Consider the following 14,786-nt stretch of genomic DNA (forward strand, 5'->3'; position numbering starts at 1 on the left):
GCCTCAGCCTTTCGCCGTGCGCTTGGTCTTCTTCGGATCGTCGAACGGAAGCGGCTCGGCGGTTGCGCTGATGGCGCCGCTTTTGTTGCGGATCTCGAGCCTGGTGCCTTGTACCGCGCAGTCGACGTCGAGCCGGGCGATGCCCATCGATTTTTTGACCAGCGGCGAATACATGGCGCAGGTCACCACGCCGACTTTTTTGCCGTCGCGATAGACTGGCGCGCCCTCGTCGGCCGGCTCCTTGCCTTCGAGCAGCACGCCGAAGATCTTGAAGCGCTCCTTGCCCTTGAGGCGATAATGCTCCTCGGCGCCGCGAAAGCCTGTCTTGCCGGGGCTGACGGTGAAATCGAGGCCGAGCTCCCACAGCGTGTCGCCGGGGCCTTCGTTCTCGAACGGGTATTTCTGCGAATTGTCGTAGGGGTAAAACAGCAGGTAGCTCTCGACGCGCAGCATGTCGAGCGTGGTGAAGCGGCACGGGATGATGCCGGCGCTCTTGCCCTCGTCGAGGATCCTGTCCCAGATCGTGCCGGCGTCCTGGCCACGGCAGAAGATCTCGTAGCCGCGCTCGCCGGTGTAGCCAGTGCGCGAGATCATCACCGGCAAGCCGAACAGCTGCGTCTGCATGTGATGGAAATAATTGAGGTCGCGAATGCCCGGCACATGCTTTGCCAGATAGTCGACGGCGGTCGGGCCTTGCAGCGAAAGGTCGTGCAGATTGTCATCGAAGCGCAGCGACACGTCGCGACCGACCGAAGCGCGCTGCAGCTCTTCATGGCCGGTGCCCGAGCCATGCACGACCATCCAGGAATTCGGGCCGGTGCGGTAGAGGATGCAGTCGTCGGTGAACTTGCCGGCGTCGTTGAGCATGCAGGCATAGGCCGACTTGCCGGGATAGATCTTTTCGACGTCGCGCGTCGTCGCCAGGTCGATCAGGTGCGAGGCGTGCGGCCCGGTGATGTGGACCTTCTTCAAGCCGGACACATCCATCAGGCCGGCCTTGGTGCGGATGGCGATATACTCTTCGTCGGCGTCCTTGTCGTAGGTCCACGCGGTGCCCATGCCGCTCCAGTCCTCGAGCTTCGAGCCGAGCGCGCGATGGCGGTCCGCAAGCGCCGAAAATCTCCAGGATGCCGTCATCCGCTGGTCCTCCGTTCGAAAAAACTGTTTTGCTTTCCCCTGCTCCCTGCACGGCGGCGGGAGCGTTGCCCGAATATTGATCGCAAACGCCGGGAGCCTGCAATACCCGCAAGCAAATAATTTCATTGTCAGGCAAAATCCGGCGGATCAAACAAACGTTAACGTTGCGTAGAATCGTCTTGACAATTGCGGAATTCGGCTTGAATTTATGAAAAAAATTTCACTCTCTTGAAAGAGAGCGATGGAGGGGAACCGATGTCCGACATGCAGCAGCGCATTGAAGCCCTGTACCGTTCCGACCTTCGTGGATCGGTGCTCCTGATCGTCTGTCTGTGGGCGACGATCCTCTTCGTCCTCTTCATGACATGGCCATACATCCCCGACGCCGGCATCAAGCTCGTCGTCGCGGTCGCTGCCGCCGCGGTGCTGATCTTCAACACGGCCGCCATCCTGGCGATGGTCAACCACTACAAGGAAGACAAGGACTTCATCTACGGCCTCGACATCAAGAATGCCGACGCTTACCGCAACCGCAAGTCCTGAGGGGGGAGACGCATGGCCCGCTACACACCGCCCGAACAGAGCAAGGCCGGACAGGTTTTCGATATCGCCGTCGTCGTGGTCGCGATTTTCGTCGCGCTGTGGCTGCCGCTGAAACTGGGGCTGGCAGGGGCGGCAAAATCCATCGACGCGCTCGACGCCAAGACGTGGGAAGCGCTCGGCCAGAACCCGACCATGGCCTCGATCTGGGAAAAGCTCGGCTACACGCCGGAAACCGCGCACGACATCATCCAGAACCGGTTCCACTACATCATCGACTGGCCGACGCTGATCATCATGGCCGCGGTGCTGATCGGCTATTTCATCTTTCTGTTCCGCGCATCGGACCGCGAATACCGCGACGTCATCAACGAAAAATTCGACGACAAATAAACCGGGGAAGCATCGTCATGTGGGTGGCACTCTCTTACGCATGCTGGGGCATCTCGATCGTGCTCGCGCTGTGGATGCTCTACGACTGGTTCAAGATCGACACGACCTATTCCGAAGACGTGCTGACCTCGTCCAGGGAAGGCGAACTTGAAGCCGTGTCCGAAAAACACCGGATCTGAGTAGGGGATTGAACGATGACGGTCACGCTTGAACCGGCAGTGCAAGTGCAAGGCGACAGGGTTTCGCTGCTCAGGGTGCTCGGCCCCGCCCATGTCTGGGCACTCGGCGTCGGCATTGTTCTGGTCGGAGAATTCACCGGCTGGAATTTCGCGGCGGACAAGGGCGGCGCGCTGGCGGCGCTGATCGTCTGCTGGATCGTTGGCCTGCTCTACACCTCGGTCGCCATGATCGATTCCGAAGTCACCTCGACGGTCGCCGCCGCCGGCGGCCAATATGCGCAGGCAAAGCACATTGTCGGGCCGCTGATGGCGTTCAACGTCGCGCTGTTCCTGGTCTTTGCCTATACCATGCTCGAAGTGTCGGACGCTATCCTGCTCGGCGACACGATCGTCGCCAAGGCCGGCGTCGAAGGCCTCAACCACAATTCCTTCATCGCCGCGACCATCGTCGTGCTGGCATGGCTGAACTATCGCGGCGTGCTGATGACGCTCAACGTAAACTTCGTCATCACCGCCATCGCCTATGTCTCGATCGTCATCCTGTTCTTCTCGGTCAGCCCGTGGACGCAAGGCGCCGTGCTCAAGCTGAACGAGCTGGTCACCCCCGGCAACGCCCTGCCCTATGGCTGGATCGGCGTCATCGCCGCCTTCCAGTTCGGCATCTGGTACTATCTCGGCATCGAGGGCACCACGCAGGCGGCCGAGGAAGTTCGCTCGCCGGCGCGCTCGCTGCCTTACGGCACGATGGCCGGCATGATTACGCTTTTGATCGCCGCCGCCATGACCTGGTATGTCTGCGCCTCGCTGATGCCCTGGGAATATCTCGGCATCACCTATTATCCGCTTTGGGACGCGGGCAAGCTGACCGGCAGCCCACTGCTGGAGAACCTGTTGTTCATCGCGACGCTGCTTGCTGCACTTGCTTCGGCCAATGGCTGCATCAACGACGCCGCGCGCGCCTGGTTCTCGCTCGGCCGCGACCGCTATCTGCCGACCTGGTTCTCGGCCGTGCATCCGAAATACCGCACGCCCTATCGCTCGATCCTGTTCCTGCTGCCGATCGCGCTCGCCTTTGCCTTCATCGCCGACCTCAACCAGGCGATCACCTTCTCCATCCTGTCGGGCGTGCTGCAATACACTTTCATGAGCATCAACATCATCATGTTCAGGAAGAAGTGGCCGCTCGGCTCGATCCGCCGCGGCTACACCCATCCCTTCCATCCGCTGCCGGCGATCGTGCTGTTCTGCCTTTGCGTGGTCACCTTCTTTGCGATCTTCCTCGGCTTCGGCTCGCAGCTGATCGCCATGGTCGCCTTCTACTTCCTGATCTCGCTGTGGTTCCACTTCTACCGCTACAGATTCGTGCGCCGCGGTGCCCAGTTCACCATGCCGTGGCCGAAACCGCAGGGGTACTGACAGGAGTAGGCTCATCCCAGAACGCAGGGCAATCGCACATGGGCAAGCGCCCCCTCACCCGGACTGCCAACCGAATTGCGAAGGGCAATTCGGGGCAATCCGACCTCTCCCCGGGGGGAGAGGGGTCGCCAGCGTTGACGCCAGCCTCTTCTCCCCAGCGGGGAGAAGGTGGCCGCGAAGCGGCCGGATGAGGGGGACTCGATACGCCTGCTCCAAAACGGGGCGGGCCTGCGCATGACGAGATATCTGAAATGATCTCAGCATTGCTCGCCGGGGCGGTTGCCCTGGCTCTCGTCCTCCATTTCGCCTGGCTTGCGCGGGCCAACCGCACCAAGGCCTTGGCCGCACTTGCCGCCGACGAAGCCGGTGTCAGTGCTGTCATCCCCGACGTGGCCAACGTCTCGGACGGCACCGCCGGCGTCGTCACCTTCGCCGGCTCGTGGAACGGCCGGCGGGTGCAGGTACGGACCATCGTTGACACGCTGGCGATCAGGAAGCTGCCAGCGCGCTGGCTGAGCGTTTCGATCAACGAAAAAGTCGCGGTGCCAGGCACTTTCGACATGATGATGCGGCCAGGATCGCCGACGACTTTTTCCAATTTCGATCATCTCGACCATACACTGCCGAAGGCGGCGGGATTTCCAGCCGAAGCAGTGCTGCGGAGCGACCGCAAGGGCGTGCGCTTCCCTGACGCCATTATCGCCGACCACCTCGATGTCTTTGTCGAGGGGCGCGCCAAGGAATTGCTGATCACGCCGAACGGCGTGCGCATCGTCTGGCTGCTGGCCGAGGCCGAGCGGGCGCGCTATGGCGTGTTCCGGCAAGCCGAATTCGGCACGGTCAGGCTCGATCCGGCGCTGGTCGAGAGGCTGCTGTCGTCGGCGTCGGCACTGCGCGATGCCATCAATCAAAGCGAACGGCAAGCGGCATGAGCAGCCAGAGCACCACCTCCCCCGCGCCACCGAACCCGTATCTGGTTCTCGGCGCCGCGATCGTCTTGCCGGCGAGCGGGCATGTCGTGCTAGGCGTGCCGGTGCGCGGCCTGCAGTTCCTGTTTTTCATGGTGATCCTGGCCTGGGTCACCGCCAAGATCGCGCCGCCGGATGCCAGCTTCATCGGCCGGCATGCCGGCGGCTTCCTGATCTATGCCCTGTCGATCCTGGATGCCTACAAGATCGCCCGCGTCCGCCATGCCAAATGGGTTCACAATGGCGGCAAGCGCAGCGATAGTGCGGCCGGCAGCGCCTGAGCCCGATATATAACGACAGGAAAATTTTTTTCATACTAATTGAATTCCCGGGACTCATTCGATACATCTCCAAGGGAACAAATCTCGGAGCCTGACATGTGCGGAATCGTCGGACTGTTTTTGAAGGACAAGTCGCTTGAGCCCCAGCTTGGCGCGATGCTGTCGGAGATGCTGATCTCGCTCAGCGATCGCGGTCCCGACAGCGCCGGCATCGCCATCTATGGCGCGTCTTCCAATGAAGCCAAGATCACCATCCAGTCGGCCAAGCCGGAGCGCGATTTCCGCGGCCTCGACGCCGACCTCGCCAAGGCGATCGGCGCGCCGGTGAGCTTGGCTGCGAAGTCGACGCATGCGGTGGTCAGGACGACGCCTGCCAAGATCGACGAAGCGCGCGAGGCGATCCAGGCGCTGCGCCCCGACATCCGCATCATGGGCGCCGGCGACGTCGTCGAGATCTACAAGGAAGTCGGCTTGCCGGAAGCGGTCGTCGATCGGTTCGGCGTCCGCGAGATGACCGGCACGCACGGCATCGGCCATACCCGCATGGCGACCGAATCGGCGGTGACGACGATGGGCGCGCATCCGTTCTCGACCGGCGCCGACCAGTGCCTGGTGCATAATGGCTCGCTGTCCAACCACAACAATGTCCGCCGCGAGCTGATCCGCGAAGGCATGACATTCGAGACCGAGAACGACACCGAAGTCGCGGCCGCCTATCTCTCCTCGCAGATGGCGCATGGCAAGAACCTCGGCGAGGCGCTGGAAGGCACGCTGAGCGACCTCGACGGCTTCTTCACCTTCGTCGTCGGCACCAAGAACGGCTTCGGCGTGGTGCGCGATCCGATCGCCTGCAAGCCCGCCGTGATGGCCGAAACCGACCAGTATGTCGCCTTCGGCTCGGAATATCGTGCGCTGACCAAACTGCCCGGCATAGACAATGCGAAGGTCTGGGAACCCGAGCCCGCAACCGTCTATTTCTGGGAGCATTGATCTTATGCCGGCAATTAACCTCTCCAAGGCCGCGCGCGAGCCGGGCCAGGCATCGAGGGTCTTCGACCTGGCCGAAATGTCGCTGCGCGAGCTCAACCAGGCGCTGCACGATCTGGCTCCCGGTTCGAACGAGACCGCCTGGGAGGTACTGCATCCGCGCGGCAGCCATTCGGTCGCCGTCGGCGTCGACCAGCCGGTCGCCATCGATGTCCGCGGCAGCGTCGGCTATTATTGCGGCGGCATGAACGACGGCGGCACCATCACCGTGCATGGTTCGGCCGGGCCCGGCGTTGGCGAAAACATGATGTCCGGCCAGATCGTCGTCAAAGGCGATGCCAGCCAGTATGCCGGCGCCACCGGTCGGGGCGGGCTGCTGGTCATCGAAGGCAATGCGTCGTCGCGCTGCGGAATCTCGATGAAAGGCATCGACATCGTCGTCCACGGCAATATCGGCCACATGTCGGCCTTCATGGCGCAATCCGGCAACCTCGTGGTGCTGGGCGATGCCGGCGATGCGCTCGGCGATTCGATCTACGAGGCGCGGCTCTTCGTGCGCGGCAAGGTCGAAAGCCTCGGCGCCGACTGCATCGCCAAGGAGATGCGGCCCGAACACCTGGAATTGCTGCAAAACCTGCTCGACCGTGCCGGCGTGACCGGCGTCAAGGCGGCGGAGTTCAAGCGCTACGGTTCGGCGCGCACGCTTTACAATTTCAATATCGACAACGCCGATGCGTATTGAGGCAGCATGACCTATCGCAACCCGCCGACGACGCCGCGCAAATCCGCGACCTTCGACGACTATACGCTTTCCGAGATCCGCCGCGCCGCGGCGACCGGCATCTATGATATCAGGGGCGCCGGCGCCAAGCGCAAGCTTCCGCATTTCGACGACCTTCTGTTCCTCGGCGCTTCGATCTCGCGCTATCCGCTCGAAGGCTATCGCGAGCGCTGCGACACCAGCGTCGTGCTCGGTTCGCGCTATGCGAAGAAACCGATCGAGCTGAAGATCCCGATCACCATTGCTGGCATGAGCTTCGGCTCGCTGTCCGGTCCGGCCAAGGAAGCGCTCGGCCGCGGCGCGACGCTGTCCGGCACCTCGACCACCACCGGCGACGGCGGCATGACCGAGGAAGAGCGCGGCCATTCGAAGACGCTGGTTTACCAGTACCTGCCGTCGCGCTACGGCATGAACCCGCGCGATCTGCGCCGCGCCGATGCGATCGAGGTGGTCGTCGGCCAGGGCGCCAAGCCCGGGGGCGGCGGCATGCTGCTCGGCCAGAAGATTTCCGACCGCGTTGCCGAAATGCGCACGCTGCCGAAAGGCATCGACCAGCGCTCGGCCTCGCGCCACCCCGACTGGACCGGGCCGGACGACCTCGAGATCAAGATCCTCGAACTGCGCGAAATCACCGATTGGGAAAAGCCGATCTACGTCAAGGTCGGCGGCGCGCGGCCCTATTATGATACCGCGCTTGCCGTGAAATCGGGCGCCGATGTCGTCGTCGTCGACGGCATGCAGGGCGGCACGGCGGCAACCCAGGAGGTGTTCATCGAAAATGTCGGCCAGCCGACGCTTGCCTGCATCAGGCCGGCTGTGCAGGCGCTGCAGGATCTCGGCATGCACCGCAAGGTGCAGCTGATCGTCTCCGGCGGCATACGCAACGGCGCCGACGTCGCCAAGGCGCTGGCGCTCGGCGTCGACGCGGTGTCGATCGGCACGGCAGCGCTTGTCGCGCTCGGCGACAATGACCCGCGCTGGGAAGCGGAATACAACGAGCTCGGCACCACCGCCGGCGCCTATGACGACTGGCATGAGGGACGCGACCCGGCCGGCATCACCACGCAGGATCCCGAGCTAATGAAACGGGTCGATCCGATTGCGGCCGGACGACGGCTGGCGAACTATCTTAAGGTAATGACACTTGAGGCTCAGACAATCGCCCGCGCCTGCGGCAAGAACAGCCTGCACAATCTCGAGCCCGAGGATCTTGTCGCCTTGACGATCGAAGCCGCCGCCATGGCCGGCGTGCCGCTGACCGGCACCAACTGGATACCGGGCAAGAACGGCTTCTAAGACAAACCAAAATGCCAGTAAGCGAGGAATTATAATGGGGAACGATCTCGCCGCCTTCGCCAAGGAGAAGGGCGTCAAATATTTCATGATATCCTACACCGACCTGTTCGGCGGGCAGCGTGCGAAGCTGGTGCCGGCGCAGGCGATCGCCGACATGCAGCGGGACGGCGCCGGCTTTGCCGGCTTTGCTACCTGGCTCGACCTGACGCCGGCGCATCCCGACATGCTGGCCGTGCCGGATCCGGATTCGGTGATCCAGTTGCCGTGGAAGCCCGAAGTCGCCTGGGTCGCCGCCAACTGCATGATGGACGACAAATCGGTCGAGCAGGCGCCACGCAACACGCTGAAGCGGCTGATCGCCGAGGCCGCCGGCGACGGCATGCACATCAAGACCGGCGTCGAGGCCGAGTTCTTCCTGATCTCGCCGGACGGCAAGACGATTTCCGACGAATACGATACGGCGTCGAAGCCCTGCTACGACCAGCAGGCGGTGATGCGCCGCTACGACGTCATCGCCGAGATCTGCGACCATATGCTGGCGCTCGGCTGGGGCGCCTACCAGAACGACCATGAGGACGCCAACGGCCAGTTCGAGATGAACTGGGCCTTCGACGATGCTCTGGCGACCGCCGACAAGCATTCCTTCTTCAAATTCATGGTGAAATCCGTTGCGGAAAAGCACGGCCTGCGCGCGACCTTCATGCCGAAGCCGTTCCAGGGCCTGACCGGCAATGGCTGCCATGCCCACATCTCGGTTTGGGACAGGGACGGCAAGACCAATGTCTTTGCCGATAATGCGATGGAACTCGGCCTGTCGGCCAAGGGCAGGAATTTCCTCGGCGGCATCATGAAACATGCTTCCGCGCTTGCCGCCATCACCAACCCGACGGTCAATTCCTACAAGCGCATCAACGCACCGCGCACCATCTCCGGCGCCACCTGGGCGCCGAACACCGTGACCTGGACCGGCAACAACCGCACCCACATGGTGCGCGTGCCCGGCCCCGGCCGCTTCGAGCTGCGCCTGCCCGACGGCGCGGCAAACCCCTATCTGCTGCAGGCCGTGATCATCGCCGCCGGGCTCGACGGTGTCCGCTCGAAGGCCGATCCCGGCCGGCGCTACGACATCGACATGTACCAGTTCGGCCATACGGTCGAAGGGGCGCCGAAGCTGCCGCTCAACCTGCTCGACGCATTGCGCGAGTTCGACAACGACAAATCGCTCAAGGCGGCGCTGGGTGAGGAATTCTCGTCGGCCTATCTAAAGCTCAAGCAACAGGAATGGAATTCCTATGCTTCCCACTTCACCCAGTGGGAGCGCGACCACACGCTCGACATCTGATCCGGAATTGTTGCACGCCCGGCGCGAAACAGGTTCATGAAATACTCGATCTTCTCCCTCGCCCGGGCGGCATTTTCCGGCCACAAGAACTGGCAGCGCACCTGGCGCGACGCCAGCCCGAAGAGCCACTACGACGTGGTGATCATCGGCGGCGGCGGCCATGGACTGGCGACGGCATGGTTCCTCGCCAGCGAGTACGGCATCAGGAATGTCGCGGTGCTGGAAAAAGGCTGGATCGGCTCCGGCAATGCCGGCCGCAACACCACCATCATCCGCTCCAATTACGGGCTGCCCGGCAATACCGGCTTCTACGAGCTTTCGATGAAGCTGTGGGAACGTATGGAGCAGGACCTCAACTACAACACCATGGTCAGCCAGCGCGGCGTCATCAATCTCTACCATTCCGACGCGCAGCGCGACGCCTACGCACGGCGCGGCAACACCATGCGCATCAACGGCATCGATGCCGAACTGCTCGATCTGGCGGCGGTCAGGAAGATGATGCCGTTCCTGAACTTCGACAATGCGCGCTTTCCGGTGCAGGGCGGGCTTTTGCAGCGACGCGGCGGCACGGCACGCCACGACGCCGTGGTCTGGGGCTATGCGCATGCGGCGAGCGCGCTCGGCGTCGACATCATCCAGAATTGCGAGGTGACCGGCTTTGTCCGCGACGGCAACGGCAAGGTGACCGGCGTCGAGACGAGCCGCGGCAAGATCGGTGCGGCCAAGGTCGGCATGGCGGTCGCCGGCTCCTCGTCGCGCGTCGCGGCGATGGCCGGCATGCGGCTGCCGATCGAAAGCCATGTGCTGCAGGCCTTCGTCTCGGAGGCGATCAAGCCGCTGATCCCCAATGTCATGACCTTCGGCGCCGGCCATTTCTACGTCAGCCAGTCCGACAAGGGCGGCCTGGTCTTCGGCGGCGACATCGACGGCTACAATTCCTACGCCCAGCGCGGCAATCTGCCTGTCATGGAGGACGTCTGCGAGGGCGGCATGGCGCTGATGCCGATGATCGGCCGCGTGCGGCTGCTGCGCCAGTGGGGCGGCATCATGGACATGTCGATGGACGGCTCGCCGATCATCGACAAGACGCCGGTCGACGGGCTCTATCTCAATGCTGGCTGGTGCTATGGCGGCTTCAAGGCGACGCCCGGCTCCGGCTTGGTCTTTGCCCATCTTCTGGCGCGCGACGAGCCGCACAAGGAGGCGGCGCGCTTCCGCCTCGACCGCTTCCGGCGAGGTGCGATGATCGACGAAAAGGGCCAGGGCGCCCAACCGAACCTGCATTGAAGGCTGGCTGAAGAGCATGCGCATTGTCTGTCCCTTCTGCGGCGAACGCGAACTCGGCGAGTTCACCTATCTGGGCGACGCCAGGCCGGTGCGTCCGGCGGCCGGCTCCTCCGAAGACGAGGTCTTCGACTATGTCTATCTGCGCGACAATGTCGCCGGGCCGATGAGCGAATACTGGTATCATGGCGGCGGCTGCCGGGCCTGGCTGAAGGTCGCCCGCAACACGCTGACGCACGAGATTTCGTCGGTCGAGCCGGCTGCGGGCGTTGGCGCCGCCAAGGTGGGCGCCTGATGGTTGGCCCTGCGCAGACACACCGGCTGGAGAGCGGCGGTCTCATCGATCGCGCCGCGCCGCTGAGCTTCCGCTTCGACGGCAAGAGCTTTGCCGGCTTCCAAGGCGACACGCTGGCCTCGGCGCTGATTGCCAATGGCGTCAAGTTGATCGGCCGATCGTTCAAATACCATCGCCCGCGCGGCATCCTGACCGCCGGGTCGGAGGAGCCCAACGCGCTGGTCGAACTGCGCAGCGGAGCGCGGCGCGAGCCGAACACCAAGGCGACCACGGCCGAACTTTACGACGGGCTCGAGGCCGCCAGCCAGAACCGCTGGCCGTCGCTGCGCCACGATCTGATGGCGGTCAACCAGCTGTTTGCGCCGATCTTCGTCGCCGGCTTCTACTACAAGACCTTCATGTGGCCGGCGAAATTCTGGGAAGCGGTCTACGAACCGGCGATCCGCCGAGCCGCCGGTCTCGGCCGCGCCGCCGGCGTCGCCGATCCCGACCATTACGACAAGGCGTGGGCGCATTGCGACGTGCTGATCGCCGGCTCTGGCCCGGCCGGGCTCGCGGCGGCATTGGCGGCCGGGCGCAGCGGCGCCCGTGTCATCCTGTGCGAGGAAGATTTTGCGTTCGGCGGCCGTCTGCTTGCCGACGGCGGCACCATCGACAGCCTGCCGGCGGCCGAATGGATTTCGCGCACGCTGGCCGAACTCGCAGCACTCCCCGATATCCGCATCATGAACCGCACGACATTGTTCGGCGTCTATGATGGCGGCACCTATGGCGCGATCGAGCGGGTCAATGACCACCTGCCCTCCCCGCCAGAGCACCAAGTGCGCCAAAGGCTATGGCGGATCGTGGCTAGGCGCTGCGTCGTTGCCGCCGGCGCCATCGAGCGGCCGATCGTGTTTGCCGGCAACGACACGCCCGGCGTGATGATGGCTTCGGCGATGCGGACCTATGTCGCGCGCTACGCGGCGGCGCCGGCAAAGAGGATCGCGCTGTCCACCAACAATGCGGATGGCTGGCGCACGGTCGAGACCGCGCTCGCCGCCGGATTGCAGATCGCGGCGGTCGTCGATGCGCGCCCGGACGTCTCCGCCGCACATCGCGCGCTCGCCGCCAAGGCCGGCTTTCCGGTGCTCAGCGGCTCGGTCAACGGGGTCGAAGGCGGCAAGGCCGGCGTCCGGAAAATCGCGATCTCGCTGACCGGCGGCGCACGGGCGGAAGTCGAAGCCGACGGGCTTGCCGTCTCCGGCGGCTGGAATCCGGCGGTCGGGCTGACCTCCTACCATCGCGGCCGGCCGAAATGGCAGGACGACATCGCAGCCTTCGTCCCGGACGGTGCGCCTCCGGGCATGATGGCCGCAGGCGCCGCCAACGGCGCCTTCGGGCTGGGCGACTGCCTGCGCCAGGGCTTTGCCGCAGGAGCGGCGGCAGCACAGAGTGCCGGGCGCAGGGGCAATGCCGGCACGCCGCCGGTCGCCGACGATGAGGCGTTTTCGCTGACGTCGCTCTGGCATGTCGCCGGCAAGGGCAAAGCCTTTGTCGACTACCAGCACGATGTCACGGCGTCCGACATCGAACTGGCGCAGCGCGAGGGTTTCGAATCGGTCGAGCATCTGAAGCGCTATACGACGCTCGGCATGGCCACCGACCAGGGCAAGACCTCGAACGTCGCCGGCCTCGCCATCATGGCTACGTTGTCAGGCAAATCCATTCCCGAGACCGGCACGACGATCTACCGCCCGCCCTATGTGCCGGTCGCTATCGGCGCCTTCGCCGGCCATCATCGCGACGAGAACTTCCATGCGACGAGGCTGACGCCGTCGCATCACTGGGCAGCCGAACAGGGCGCGGTGTTCGTCGACACCGGCCTGTGGAAGCGCGCGCAATGGTATCCGCGCGCCGGCGAAAAGGACTGGCTGGAATCGGTGACGCGCGAGGTCAAGGCGGTGCGCTCCGGCGTCGGCTTCTGCGACGTCTCGACGCTCGGCAAGATCGACGTGCACGGCCCGGACGCCGGCGCTTTCCTCGACCGCGTCTACATCAACACCTTCTCCAGTCTTGCCGTGGGAAAAGCCCGCTACGGGCTGATGCTGCGCGAGGACGGCATCGTCTATGACGACGGCACCACCTCGCGGCTGGCCGAGGACCATTATTTCCTGACCACCACCACCGCCAAGGCCGGGCTGGTGATGCAGCATCTCGAATTCTGCCGGCAGGTGCTATTTCCTGAGCTCGACGTCCAGCTCACCTCCGTCTCTGACCAGTGGGCGCAATTCTCGATCGCTGGACCTAGGACCCGGGACCTGCTCCGGGAAATCGTCGATCCGGCCGAGGATCTGTCGAATGAAGGTTTTCCGTTCATGGGGGCGCGCGAGGTATCGCTTCGCGGCGGCACCAGGGCACGGCTGTTCCGCATCTCGTTCTCCGGTGAGATGGCGTTCGAGATTTCGGTTCCCGCCCGTTACGGCGACGCGCTGGTGCGCAATTTGATGCTGGCCGGGAAGCCATTCGGCGTTACGCCCTACGGCACCGAGGCGCTCGGCGTCATGCGCATCGAAAAGGGCCATGTCGCCGGGCCGGAGCTGAACGGCACGACGACGGCCGCCGACCTAGGCCTCGGCAAGATGATGTCGACCAAGAAGGATTTTATCGGCCGCGTCATGGCCGGGCGCGAGGCGCTGGTCGCCCCGGACCGGCAGGTCGTGGTCGGCATCAAGCCGACGGATAAGGCAAGCCGCCTGCGTTCCGGCGCGCATATCATTCCGAAGGACAAGACACCCGGTCCCGACAACGACCAGGGCTACGTCACCTCGGTCTGCTTCTCGCCGACGCTCGACCAGTGGATCGGGCTTGGCCTGGTCGAATGCGGCCGCGAGCGCATCGGCGAGATCGTCCATACGCATGACCCGCTGCGCGGCGAAGACTACGATGTCGAGCTGTGCAGCCCGGTCTTCTACGATCCGGATGGAGGGCGCCAGCGTGGCTGAGTTTTCCTGGATTGCCCGCAGTCCGCTGGAGCACGCGCTCGTCGTCGGCGCCCATGGCGCGCGCGGCACCGAGGCCGGCGTTTGGCTGACGGAAATCCGCAATTTCGACCTGATCCAGGTGATGGCGCGGCGCGGCAAAACGGCGGAGCTGGCAAAAGCTGCCCAGGCCCGTTTCGGCGTTGCCGCACCGGAAACGCCCAAGGCGGTCCGAGTTCCCGACGCTACGCTGATCTGGTCGGGACCGGATCAGTTCCTCGTCCTGTCCAATGCCGGCAAGCACGCGATCGAACCGCTGAGCCAGGCGTTCTCGCAATCCGCCTCGCTATCGGACCAGTCGCATGCGCGCGTCCTGATCAGCGTTTCGGGAGAAAAAGCGCGCTCGATGCTGGCCAAATTGTCTTCACTAGACCTGCACCCGGCGGCATTTCCGGTCGGCACCGCCGCCGCAACATCGGTCGATCACACCAGCATCAATCTCTGGCGCGGCAATGACTGGCCGGATGGACAGGCGGTGTTCAATCTCCTGGTGTTCGCGACGTTTGCCGGGAGCCTGTGGCACACGATGCTCGATGCCGCCGCGGAGTATGGCGTCGATATCCGGCATTCCGAGGAATTGGCATAGCCTTGGCGCGTCTTCCCTTCTCCCCTTGTGGGGTCCGAAGGACGGGACGAGACCCGTGGCTCGCCCCAGGGCGGTGGATCGGCGCGCAGCGCCGAGACGGATGAGGGGTGTTCCAGCGGAGTGAGAGGCTGGCGTTCCCTGGAACACCCCTCATCCGTCGCCTTCGGCGACACCTTCTCCCCCAAGGGGAGAAGGGATAGTGTCCTGAAGGTTCTGCAAAAAGTTTTGGAGAGAGAACGGCGCTTGCTCTGAAGGGCGAGCGGCCATGGCACGGTGGT

At 64.1% G+C, this 14,786-nt stretch carries 15 protein-coding genes; 14 read left to right on the forward strand and 1 reads right to left on the reverse strand.

Features of this window, described 5'->3' with window-relative positions; all coding sequences use genetic code 11:
- Positions 1 to 3: 3 nt before the first annotated feature.
- Positions 4 to 1,137: an aminomethyl transferase family protein gene (locus NKI01_RS28505; protein ID WP_352965439.1), complete on the reverse strand. Its 1,134-nt coding sequence runs from the start codon at positions 1,135 to 1,137 to the stop codon at positions 4 to 6.
- A gap of 255 nt (positions 1,138 to 1,392) precedes the next feature.
- On the opposite strand from NKI01_RS28505, the gene NKI01_RS28510 reads away from it, so the two are divergent.
- The 14 genes from NKI01_RS28510 to NKI01_RS28575 all read left to right on the forward strand — a co-directional run bounded on the left by NKI01_RS28510 (position 1,393) and on the right by NKI01_RS28575 (position 14,508).
- The gene (locus NKI01_RS28510) at positions 1,393 to 1,680 is read left to right on the forward strand and encodes a hypothetical protein (protein WP_023716771.1); all 288 of its coding nucleotides are present in this window, start codon (positions 1,393 to 1,395) and stop codon (positions 1,678 to 1,680) included.
- 12 nt (positions 1,681 to 1,692) lie between these two features.
- The gene (locus NKI01_RS28515) at positions 1,693 to 2,070 is read left to right on the forward strand and encodes a hypothetical protein (protein ID WP_023716770.1); all 378 of its coding nucleotides are present in this window, start codon (positions 1,693 to 1,695) and stop codon (positions 2,068 to 2,070) included.
- Between the two features lie 17 nt (positions 2,071 to 2,087).
- The gene (locus tag NKI01_RS28520; protein ID WP_352484119.1) at positions 2,088 to 2,249 is read left to right on the forward strand and encodes a hypothetical protein; all 162 of its coding nucleotides are present in this window, start codon (positions 2,088 to 2,090) and stop codon (positions 2,247 to 2,249) included.
- Positions 2,250 to 2,264: 15 nt separating this feature from the next.
- Entirely contained in the window at positions 2,265 to 3,665 is a 1,401-nt protein-coding gene (locus NKI01_RS28525; RefSeq protein WP_031193329.1) for an APC family permease, read from the forward strand.
- A 242-nt stretch (positions 3,666 to 3,907) separates the two neighbouring features.
- Positions 3,908 to 4,597, forward strand: a complete 690-nt coding sequence (locus NKI01_RS28530; protein WP_352484128.1) for a hypothetical protein — start codon at positions 3,908 to 3,910, stop codon at positions 4,595 to 4,597.
- Complete coding sequence (locus NKI01_RS28535; protein ID WP_352484121.1) at positions 4,594 to 4,914, forward strand: hypothetical protein; 321 nt, start codon at positions 4,594 to 4,596, stop codon at positions 4,912 to 4,914. The genes NKI01_RS28530 and NKI01_RS28535 overlap by 4 nt, the downstream gene beginning before the upstream one ends.
- A gap of 96 nt (positions 4,915 to 5,010) precedes the next feature.
- Positions 5,011 to 5,904: a class II glutamine amidotransferase gene (locus NKI01_RS28540; protein ID WP_023716765.1), complete on the forward strand. Its 894-nt coding sequence runs from the start codon at positions 5,011 to 5,013 to the stop codon at positions 5,902 to 5,904.
- A gap of 4 nt (positions 5,905 to 5,908) precedes the next feature.
- Positions 5,909 to 6,643, forward strand: coding sequence for a GltB/FmdC/FwdC-like GXGXG domain-containing protein (locus tag NKI01_RS28545; protein WP_023716764.1), 735 nt, complete (start codon positions 5,909 to 5,911; stop codon positions 6,641 to 6,643).
- Positions 6,644 to 6,649: 6 nt separating this feature from the next.
- Complete coding sequence (locus tag NKI01_RS28550) at positions 6,650 to 7,978, forward strand: FMN-binding glutamate synthase family protein (RefSeq protein WP_023716763.1); 1,329 nt, start codon at positions 6,650 to 6,652, stop codon at positions 7,976 to 7,978.
- Between the two features lie 34 nt (positions 7,979 to 8,012).
- Positions 8,013 to 9,320, forward strand: a complete 1,308-nt coding sequence (gene glnT / locus NKI01_RS28555) for a type III glutamate--ammonia ligase (protein WP_352484123.1) — start codon at positions 8,013 to 8,015, stop codon at positions 9,318 to 9,320.
- A 36-nt stretch (positions 9,321 to 9,356) separates the two neighbouring features.
- On the forward strand, positions 9,357 to 10,610 hold the full coding sequence (locus NKI01_RS28560; RefSeq protein WP_352548741.1) for a sarcosine oxidase subunit beta family protein: 1,254 nt from the start codon (positions 9,357 to 9,359) through the stop codon (positions 10,608 to 10,610).
- Positions 10,611 to 10,626: 16 nt separating this feature from the next.
- Positions 10,627 to 10,902, forward strand: coding sequence for a sarcosine oxidase subunit delta (locus tag NKI01_RS28565; RefSeq protein ID WP_023716760.1), 276 nt, complete (start codon positions 10,627 to 10,629; stop codon positions 10,900 to 10,902).
- Entirely contained in the window at positions 10,902 to 13,886 is a 2,985-nt protein-coding gene (locus NKI01_RS28570) for a sarcosine oxidase subunit alpha (RefSeq protein ID WP_352548743.1), read from the forward strand. The genes NKI01_RS28565 and NKI01_RS28570 overlap by 1 nt, the downstream gene beginning before the upstream one ends.
- Positions 13,879 to 14,508 carry a sarcosine oxidase subunit gamma gene (locus NKI01_RS28575; RefSeq protein WP_023716758.1) on the forward strand — a complete coding sequence of 210 codons (630 nt, stop codon included), beginning with the start codon at positions 13,879 to 13,881 and terminating at the stop codon, positions 14,506 to 14,508. Before NKI01_RS28570 ends, NKI01_RS28575 begins: the two co-directional genes overlap by 8 nt.
- Positions 14,509 to 14,786 lie beyond the last annotated feature (278 nt).

Origin of the sequence: Mesorhizobium sp. M0815, assembly GCF_040319995.1 — a bacterium.
Taxonomy (GTDB): Bacteria; Pseudomonadota; Alphaproteobacteria; order Rhizobiales; family Rhizobiaceae; genus Mesorhizobium.

Bases quoted from the DNA above. Each gene is read 5' to 3' on its own strand.
- NKI01_RS28505 (WP_352965439.1), bottom strand. From the start codon at position 1,137: ATGACGGCATCCTGGAGATTTTCGGCGCTTGCGGACCGCCATCGCGCG.
- NKI01_RS28510 (WP_023716771.1), top strand. From the start codon at position 1,393: ATGTCCGACATGCAGCAGCGCATTGAAGCCCTGTACCGTTCCGACCTT.
- NKI01_RS28515 (WP_023716770.1), top strand. From the start codon at position 1,693: ATGGCCCGCTACACACCGCCCGAACAGAGCAAGGCCGGACAGGTTTTC.
- NKI01_RS28520 (WP_352484119.1), top strand. From the start codon at position 2,088: ATGTGGGTGGCACTCTCTTACGCATGCTGGGGCATCTCGATCGTGCTC.
- NKI01_RS28525 (WP_031193329.1), top strand. From the start codon at position 2,265: ATGACGGTCACGCTTGAACCGGCAGTGCAAGTGCAAGGCGACAGGGTT.
- NKI01_RS28535 (WP_352484121.1), top strand. From the start codon at position 4,594: ATGAGCAGCCAGAGCACCACCTCCCCCGCGCCACCGAACCCGTATCTG.
- NKI01_RS28540 (WP_023716765.1), top strand. From the start codon at position 5,011: ATGTGCGGAATCGTCGGACTGTTTTTGAAGGACAAGTCGCTTGAGCCC.
- NKI01_RS28545 (WP_023716764.1), top strand. From the start codon at position 5,909: ATGCCGGCAATTAACCTCTCCAAGGCCGCGCGCGAGCCGGGCCAGGCA.
- NKI01_RS28550 (WP_023716763.1), top strand. From the start codon at position 6,650: ATGACCTATCGCAACCCGCCGACGACGCCGCGCAAATCCGCGACCTTC.
- glnT (WP_352484123.1), top strand. From the start codon at position 8,013: ATGGGGAACGATCTCGCCGCCTTCGCCAAGGAGAAGGGCGTCAAATAT.
- NKI01_RS28560 (WP_352548741.1), top strand. From the start codon at position 9,357: ATGAAATACTCGATCTTCTCCCTCGCCCGGGCGGCATTTTCCGGCCAC.
- NKI01_RS28565 (WP_023716760.1), top strand. From the start codon at position 10,627: ATGCGCATTGTCTGTCCCTTCTGCGGCGAACGCGAACTCGGCGAGTTC.
- NKI01_RS28570 (WP_352548743.1), top strand. From the start codon at position 10,902: ATGGTTGGCCCTGCGCAGACACACCGGCTGGAGAGCGGCGGTCTCATC.